The sequence below is a fragment of the Neobacillus sp. NRS-1170 genome, assembly GCF_050468025.1.
The window spans coordinates 69755-78676 of sequence record NZ_JBITPF010000037.1 but is presented as its reverse complement, the minus strand read 5'-3'; the positions used below and the strand labels follow the sequence as shown (position 1 = coordinate 78676).

At 37.9% G+C, this 8922-nt stretch carries 8 protein-coding genes; 5 read left to right on the top strand and 3 right to left on the bottom strand.

Annotation, left to right across the window (positions count from 1 at the left end; genetic code table 11):
• Positions 1-65 precede the first annotated feature (65 nt).
• Complete coding sequence (locus ACIFOT_RS16860; protein ID WP_289982125.1) at positions 66-206, bottom strand: YjcZ family sporulation protein; 141 nt, start codon at positions 204-206, stop codon at positions 66-68.
• A gap of 33 nt (positions 207-239) precedes the next feature.
• Positions 240-350: a YjcZ family sporulation protein gene (locus tag ACIFOT_RS16855; RefSeq protein ID WP_223587557.1), complete on the bottom strand. Its 111-nt coding sequence runs from the start codon at positions 348-350 to the stop codon at positions 240-242.
• A 560-nt stretch (positions 351-910) separates the two neighbouring features.
• Between ACIFOT_RS16855 and ACIFOT_RS16850 the strand changes: the two genes are divergently transcribed.
• The 5 genes from ACIFOT_RS16850 to ACIFOT_RS16830 all read left to right on the top strand — a co-directional run bounded on the left by ACIFOT_RS16850 (position 911) and on the right by ACIFOT_RS16830 (position 5362).
• Positions 911-1111, top strand: coding sequence for a cold-shock protein (locus ACIFOT_RS16850; protein WP_027322326.1), 201 nt, complete (start codon positions 911-913; stop codon positions 1109-1111).
• Positions 1112-1531: 420 nt separating this feature from the next.
• Positions 1532-1978 carry a collagen-like protein gene (locus tag ACIFOT_RS16845; protein ID WP_430066492.1) on the top strand — a complete coding sequence of 149 codons (447 nt, stop codon included), beginning with the start codon at positions 1532-1534 and terminating at the stop codon, positions 1976-1978.
• A gap of 455 nt (positions 1979-2433) precedes the next feature.
• Complete coding sequence (locus tag ACIFOT_RS16840) at positions 2434-2649, top strand: hypothetical protein (protein ID WP_430066490.1); 216 nt, start codon at positions 2434-2436, stop codon at positions 2647-2649.
• Between the two features lie 687 nt (positions 2650-3336).
• Entirely contained in the window at positions 3337-3903 is a 567-nt protein-coding gene (locus tag ACIFOT_RS16835; RefSeq protein ID WP_430066488.1) for a TIGR00730 family Rossman fold protein, read from the top strand.
• A 427-nt stretch (positions 3904-4330) separates the two neighbouring features.
• Positions 4331-5362 carry a S66 family peptidase gene (locus tag ACIFOT_RS16830; protein WP_430066487.1) on the top strand — a complete coding sequence of 344 codons (1032 nt, stop codon included), beginning with the start codon at positions 4331-4333 and terminating at the stop codon, positions 5360-5362.
• A gap of 65 nt (positions 5363-5427) precedes the next feature.
• Here the strand turns inward: ACIFOT_RS16830 and ACIFOT_RS16825 are convergent, their stop codons facing one another.
• Positions 5428-8010 (bottom strand): PBP1A family penicillin-binding protein, encoded by a 2583-nt coding sequence (locus ACIFOT_RS16825; protein WP_430066486.1) that lies wholly within the window; start codon positions 8008-8010, stop codon positions 5428-5430.
• Between the last annotated feature and the right edge of the window lie 912 nt (positions 8011-8922).

Sequence of the window (8922 nt, the reverse complement as noted above, 5' to 3'; positions counted from 1 at the left end):
TTGACGGGGTTAAGTCCAAAACAAGGGCTTTTTTAATTGAAAAAAATTAGGTTTGATGCTTCTGTTTAATAAAAAACAGTTGCTCCAATGATAATTAATAAAATAAACAAGACAACGATTAAGGCAAAACCTCCGCCATAACCAAAGCCGCCACCGTAACCGAATCCGCCACAGCCACAGCCGCCGAATCCTCCATATCCGAACATAAATTTTCCCTCCTTTTAATGATTATTATTTAATTAATAAAAACCGCCGAATCCTCCGCCCATAAAGGACGCTCCTATAATAATAAGAAGGATAAACAATACAACTATTAATGCGAAACCACCGCCAGCTCCTACACCGTCCATTTAATAACCTCCTTTACATCTATTCAATACAAAATATGACTAAATCTAAAAGTTGTCAGGGCTCTTGCGAAATACAAAAGCCCAAACTCTGCTATTCATTACAAGAAGCTGCATTATGTAGTGGAAAAAGGGCTCCTTAACGCTAAGAGAGCTTAGTTAAATTAAAAATATAAAATAATAGGACTTAACCACCTTAGTTCTTCATATAACAGATGCATAATGTAGAAGGAAGCCGCTATAGACCATATTCAAGCATAGACATAGACCTTAAAGCAGGGATAATCTCAACCCAAAAAAGCCCAACAAGGAAGGGCTTTTTTAGGTTCTTCTTAGATAAAACAACCAACTAAATAAAACCTAAAGTCATCATGCCGCTATCGGGGGCTATAGTTAAAGAATTAGGGTTCCTTGCAAATGATTTGAAAAAATGCTATTTTAAAAAAGAATTATTTTTGTTCGGTGTACAGGATAGTATTAGTAAAAACTTTTCGTCTTGATGATCACTGAGAGCAAGGATAGTAATACATTGTGTGTGCTAAGCACACTAGGAGGCAACAAACATGGAAAAAGGTAAAGTAAAATGGTTTAATGGCGAAAAAGGCTTCGGATTCATCGAACGTGAAGGTGGAGAAGACGTATTCGTTCATTTCTCAGCTATCCAAGGCGAAGGGTACAAAACATTAGAAGAAGGTCAAGAAGTGACTTTTGATGTTGAGCAAGGTCAACGTGGAGCACAAGCAGCTAACGTTCGTAAGGCTTAAATAAAACGCCAAACATAGACAGACTCTTTTTTAGAGTCTGTTTTTTTTATTTTTCTAAGAAAAACGAATAACCCCACTCAAAAATGAGTAGGGTATTTGCAAACAGTAAATCAAATGGTAAACCAAGTGTAGCATATAAATTGTGGATTTCCTAATGTATTAGAAATGAATTAGAAATGATGCACACTACGGCGGTTTTGATGAATATTGCGAAACAATAGAAGTGCAATGAGTTATTTTTGCGTATTACCTTCTTGGTCTTTTTTTACATTCAAAAAACTTACTTCCGTTAATTACCAAATACAATATTTTTTCGAAGTAAATGGGCAGGAATATAGACCGCGAATAAGCATCACAAAAGAACTGTACAACATACTAATACTTTAGAGATCTATTCAAGGTAAGGTGGTGATCTTTTAAATGTATAATAACTCCTATATAAATTATGATCTGACATTTGAGCGTCAATTTCCAAGTTTACCAGTGCCGCCGTTTCCGGGACCATCAGGATTACCAGGCTTTCTAGGACCCGAGTTTGGGGGACCATCAGGTTTCCCGGGTTTACCAGGACCTGAGTTTGGGGGACCACCAGGTTTTCCAGGATCACAAATTCCACAAGCTCCAACTGCTCCTCCTCCATCATTTATTCCTCAACAAGCAGTTGCTTCACCATTTGCTGTTGATCCAGGAGCAATTAGGTTGTGCCTGTTTCGTAATACTTTTATATGGCTCTACAATGGTGAAGGGTTTTGGTTTTATCCCATTTTTGTAGGACCAAGATCTGTTGCTGGTTTCAGATGGAATGGAAGGTCCTGGATGATTTTTGGTATCGATACTAGGAGAATTGCTTCGTTTACGTGTTTTTAAAAACTATAATTTTCGAGGGCGATGCTTAAATAAGGGCAACGCCTTTTGCTTGCTTGAATTACTAAACGGATTGTGAAGAATTACGCTTAAAGTAACGGGTGAAATTACATAAAGATTGGCTGCCAAACCAAGCGGCTTTTCTTATTTATAACGAAGTAGGTTTAATTTATTAACTAAAAGCAATAAAAAAACCCCTTGCTAGGGGCTTTATTGTGTTTGAGGTTACGCTTCTATATTCAAACAAAAGATATGGGTATATCGGCTACACTCTATCGTATGCATAGAGCTAAGTTAAATAATCCAGAGGTTAAGCCTGATTTTGAGGGATTTTTATTTATTATGCAATAATTTAGAGTCTGTCATTTAAATTCTTAGAAGACAAGACAAATACCCAAGAACTTTTACCCAAAAACACATAAACTCTACTGTAAAATTAAATGAGGAGGATGAATGTGATGATTCCAAATAATAATGCCCCAAGGGTTGGAGTAGGTGGACCAGGATCAGGATTTGGTTTTGCACCAGGACTAGGCTTTGGAGCTCCAGGGGTTGGTTTTGGCTATCCACAGTACCATCACTATTACCCGTACCACCACCATCACTACTACCCGTATCAACACCACCACTACTACCCATTCCACCACCACCACCACTACCAATATCCATATTAAGATTTGCTGATAGAGCCGTCCAAATAATAATGAGAAGAAGTTTTCTGTGAAACAGGCGTGTTTCTAATAGTAGACACGCCTGGTTCTTTTAGGAATTAAATACATACAATTCTCGACATTTTTTTGTTCATCTTGAGAGGGGGAATCCAGAGGTGGAGTGTGATGAGGCCACTTTTAATTAATCGTTTGATTAAGTGACAAAAAATTTGCCCTTAAATCAAATGAAATCCTTAATTGATAAGGCTTTTCTACACTATTAATCAAATGATTGATTAATTTTGTTTTAAGGGGATTTTGTAGAATATTGTTGGTATTCTAGAAAAAGCAAATTTTTATAAACGAATAGACGATTTACTAACAAGCTACAAAGCAGACACCAATGGGTACTAATAGTACTTCTTTTTTTATGTCTCAAATATTTTTAAAAATGGTGCGATTAAGAAACAAGTGGAAATCATGGAAAACTGTTGGCTGAATATAGTTTTTAATGTAGTAGTATTGATGTAGACGATTAAAATTTTCTTTATTGGAAAAGGAGGGTCTCTACTATACCGTTTTTAAACGAAACCTATCCAAATAGATGATCTTTTTAATCTGTCTTTTGCAATGATTGGGTGATTAGCAGTATTAATGAATGGGAAAAATTATGAGAAAGCAGACAGTGAAAAAAAATCTATGGAGGTAACAGTGAAACGTATAGCGGTTTATTGCGGATCAAGTTTCGGTGCTTCAGAAGCATATAAATCTGGAGCGATTCAATTGGGAAAAGAGTTGGCTAAACGGAACATCACGTTGGTTTATGGCGGTTCGAGCAATGGCTTGATGGGTGCAGTGGCTGATGCTGTACTTCAAGAAGGCGGACATGTAATAGGTGTTATTCCCAGAGTATTGGAAGAACGTGAAATATCTCATAAAGGTTTGACTGAGCTGCATACCGTTGAAACGATGCATGAGAGAAAAGCAAAAATGGCAGAACTGGCAGATGGATTTATTGTGCTGCCTGGCGGTGCCGGAACACTTGAAGAGTTTTTTGAAGTGTTCACATGGGGTCAGATTGGCTTGCATCAAAAGCCATGCGGCATTCTAAATATTCATCATTATTACGCACCGCTAATCAGTCTGATTGACCATATGATTGAACAGAAATTTTTACAGGAGAAATTCCGTTCTATGGCGATATTTGAAGAACAGCCAGATGTTTTGCTTGATCAGTTTTCCAAATATGTACCGCCATCGATAAAAACTTTCAAATAGGGGAGAAGTGTTCGTGCACTTCTCTTTTTTTATTCATTATCTATTCAACAAGTTGTATCAAGGGATTATCAGGGGAGGGTAATTTGTTGAAGATTGTCAGTTTAATATAATGGGAATTTCTCGAGTCTTAACTATTACCCCAATAAAAAAAGAGCTAACAAGCTCTTGCTTTTGTTCGTATTAGCCCCACCTTCGCTAAATACGGTGATGTTCACATTAACCATCCAACCCAGTATAATTATACAAAAAAACGTTTACATATGCAAAGTCTATTCATAGTCTAATATTTTCCATATTAAGAGATCATGGGGCGGAAATGTGCATTTTCAAATAACTGCAGGTAATTTTACTAATGTTGTAGAAATTAAAGCCAGGTGATAGTTCTTCAACTATGAGAATATCGAATCATGCAAGGGTGGGAGTAAAAATGTTAATAAAGCCAAAGAAATTGCAGCCGGGTGATTGTGTTGCAACCGTAAGTCTGTCTTGGGGAGGGGCTGGTGACCTAGAGCTTAGGTGGCGATATGAGCAAGGTGTTAAGAGATTAGAAGAAGTTTTTGGATTGAAAGTTATCCCAATGCCGAATAGTTTAAAAGGGAGTGACTATCTATATAAAAATCCACATGCTCGTGCCGAAGATTTGATGACAGCGTTTAAGGATGAAAATATTAAAGGAATCATCGCCAATATTGGCGGAGAAGATAGCATTCGCTTGCTTCCTTATATTGATTTTGATGTTATACGTAAAAGCCCTAAAATTTTTATGGGTTACTCAGATGTGACCATTCCCCATTTATTTTGTCTTAAAGCAGGAATTTCTTCTTTTTACGGTCCAGCCATTTTAACCGATTTTGCTGAAAACGTTGAGATGGATCCATATACGATTGAAATGGTGAATCGAACGATCTTTTCAAATGAGATCATTGGCGAAATTCAACCGGCCAAAGAATGGACAAGTGAGCGGTTAGAATGGGTAGAAGAGAATAAGAATCTCCGCCGGACAATGCGGCAAAATTTAGGCTGCGAGGTACTTCAAGGCTCAGGTGCAGCACAAGGGCGTTTGATTGGCGGCTGTATGGAAGTACTAGAGTTTGCGAAAGGAACCGATCTTTGGCCAAATCAGGAATATTGGAATGATAGTATTCTTTTCTTTGAAACATCTGAAGAGAAGCCGGAACCTCATTTAATTAAGTATTGGCTGCGAAATTATGCCGTACAAGGCATTTTGCAAAAAGCCAATGGAATCATTTTTGGCAAACCGCAAGACGAGAAGTATTACGATGAATATAAGGAAGTCATTCAAAAAGTCATGCAGGAATTTCATTTGGAGGATTTGCCAATTCTTTATAACATGAGTTTTGGTCATACCGAACCGAAATTCATTTTGCCATATGGAGCAATGGCAGAAATTAATTGTGATAAAAAGACTTTCAGGATTTTAGAAAGTGGAGTGGAATAGGAGAAACCAAGTGGACGGTTCTCAAAGCTTTTTTTGAGCCATGAGAACCGTGTCCCTGTGGTGTTCTACTGAACTGTAACTGAAGTACCCGCTGGGGCACTAGTACCTGCGTCATTTGATGCTGTAACCTTAATGATATAAGTTTGACCTGGTTGAGGGCCACTTAACGTTGCTTGTGTTTCTGAGATAGGCGCCAATCTATACGTACTGCCATTCACAGTAAACCAAACGGTAAATTTGACATTTTGAGTAATGTCATTATTGTTGTTCCAGCTAATCACAATATTATTAGAGTTTTTATCAAAGTAAGCTTGTAAATTGCTTGGACTGTTTGGTAATACTGTTTTTGCTTCAACTGTTATGGAAACAGAAGCTGGATCACTTTTTATCTCATCAGAAATGGCAACGATCGTAAATGTATATGGTTTTCCTTTCTCCGGGCTTTGTAGTACTGCTTGCCTATCACTTGTAGATGTTAATGTAGTTGTATTTCCACCCACTGTATAAGAAACATCAAAGGTTGTTTCTGAACTCGTTTCAGAAGCGTAATTCCATGATAATTGAATGCTATCTGAAGCTTCATCATATTTTGCTTGAACATTGTTTGGTTTATTAGTCTTAGGTGGCTGTGGCTTTTCTCCGCCTTTTACATAGTATTCTTTACCTAATTTTCCAACACTGCTTGGTTGTTTAAATCCTTCCGTGCTGGTAGCTGCTCGTGACATAATCGCTTTAAACGCTAATTTAGAGAAGTGCTCGCTTTTGCCACCTAAATAGTCATCTGAAGAAGTGGTTTGTGTGTAGCCTGTCCAAACAGCACCTGTGTACTGCGGCGTATATCCTACAAACCAGGCATCTCTTGTCGCATTATTGGGTAAACCATATTTCTCTATGGCAGATTGATCGAAGCTGGTTGTTCCGGTTTTTCCAGCTATATCAAGACGAGGAACATTTGCCATGGTTCCTGTACCTGAATCCACAACTGTACGTAACATATCTGTGATGAGGAAGGCCGTAGAATCTTCCATTACTTTCTTCTTACTTGAAGCTAAATTCATTTCCGTACCATCTTGAAAAATTATTTTGGAAACAGTAAACGGTTCTGCAAAGTAACCGCCATTCCCAAATGCGGTATACGCTCCAGCCATATTAAAAGGAGATGCTGCATCAATGGCACCAATAGCATTCGATTCATTTGCTTTTTGTGTATCTGTAATCGGAAAGCCAAGGCTATTGGCAAAATCAGTGGCATAGTCTGCTCCTACTTCCTGATATGTTTTTAATGCAGGAATATTACGTGACCATTTCAGATGATCTCTTATCGTTTTATCTCCAGCGTAGGTATGACTTGCATTTCGAATAGGGACTCCATTTGAGTATTGATACTTTTCATCTTTTATTATGTGTCCAGTAGACCATTTGAATTTTTCAATGGCTGGGCCGTAGTCAAGAATTGGTTTAATAGTAGAACCAGGATGACGTTTAATCTTTGTTGCGTAGTTATATTTGCCGGTTTGATAATTTCTTCCTCCGCCAATGGCTTTAATTGCTCCAGTCTGGGTCTCTGCAATGACAATCGCTGTTTGCAGCCTATCATTATCGGGAAAGCTGATATAATTATTTGTTGAAAGAACATCTTCCGTTACTTGCTGGATTTTGGGGTCAATGGTTGTATAAATTTCCAATCCATCTTCAAAAATATTTGCACCTGTTTTTTCTTGTACTTCTGTAATGGCAGTATCAACAAAGGCTTGATATTTATTTGCTGGTGCTTGTTGAATATTTAATGTACCTTTAATTGGTGTACTTTGTGCTTTCTCCATTTCTGATTTGGGAATATATCCATGTCTATTCATATAATAAAGAACCATATTTCTGCGTTTTTGTGCTGCGTCAAGATTACTTTCGACCGTTGGTGTATAGTTATTTGGACTTTGTGGAATCCCGGCCAGGAGTGCAGCTTGTTCTAGTGTTAATTTATTTAACTCATCAGGACGAAGCCCGAAGAATCTTTCAGCTGCTTTTGCGACACCATAAACATCATTGCCATATAAATTTTTGTTAAAATACATTTCTAAAATTTGGTCTTTCGAGAACTTTTTTTCTAATTGAATCGCTAAATACCATTCCTGCACTTTTCTAGTGGGGGTTTTTTCTATTGATAAAAAAGAATTTTTCACAACCTGCTGTGTAATCGTACTGCCGCCTTGGGAAGTACCAGTCGTAATATTTGTCCAAATGGCAACGAGTGTACGTTTCACATCGATTCCATGATGCTGATAAAAACGAGCATCCTCTGTAGCCAAAACAGCATTTTTTAAGACATCAGGTATTTGCTTAATAGTAATTTCATCCCGTTTTTCTTTACCGATTTCGGCAATGACGGTTTTCTCATCACTAGCATAAAACTTGGAAGATAAAGGATCTTTTAATAGCGTTTCGTTAAATTTCGGAGCGTCTTTTATAATCCATGCCAAAGCGCCGGCTCCTGCCAGGAACAAAACTATTCCTAATGTAAGACAAATATATAAGAACTTTTTCCAAAATCCTTTTCTTGGCTTCTTGTTCTCTTTCTTTTTGGAAGAACCTTGTTGTTGTTCTTGTATGCTTTTTCTTCGTTCAGTCCGAGAATCATACTCTTCTGACATGTTTCTTTCTCCTGCCTTTCAAAAATGCCATAGGGACGGTTCTATTGGTTTTAGCAGGGCATAAGCGTAAAAAGAATGAAGTATTTTCAAAATTGGAGTATTAAAGGTTTGATAGAGATAGATTACTTCTTTCCTTCTGCTAAAGATTCTTTCGTTTGTCCATCCACCCTTAAAAACGTATCATTTCTTTTTATTATCCCATTTCAACTTTGCTAACATTCCATCCATCATTTATTTTTCTGCGTCCTTGCCTCTTTTATCGAACTACTTCTTAATATTTCCCCATTATATGCCTGAAAACCAAGGTGAAGGTTCTCGTGGTGTGTAAACAGCAATGAGAACCTTCCCTGTGGAGTACTTACTTTTTGTGCCCATAATCGTCATTATTGGGAGGGAACCGTCACAAAAACATATGGGAGTGTGAATATTAATACCCGAGCAGAGGGATTATTAACGGAAATGGTAATTAGGAAGCTCTCCTAATGCCCAAGCGGAAGGATTATTTAGGAAAACGGTAATTAGGAAGAGCGCCAAATGCCCAAGCGGAGGGATTATTAACGGAAATGGTAATTAGGAAGTACGCCTAATGCCCGAGCGGAAGGATTACTTAGGAAAACGGTAATTAGGAAACACGCCAAATGCCCGAGCGGAGGGATTATTAACGGAAATGGTAATTAGGAAGTACGCCTAATGCCCGAGCGGAAGGATATTTTAGGTAAACGGTAATTAGGAAACGCGCCTAATGCCCAAGCGGAAAGATTATTTAGGAAAACGGTAATTAGTAAGCGCGGAGGTCCATCCATTTGCCCGATTATCAATAATCTAATTACCCAGGATGTCCATTTTCAGGTTTTAGGGGACAAGACAACAAAGGAAGTTGAATTTGTCCTGCTTATCAATGAAGAGGGTTCC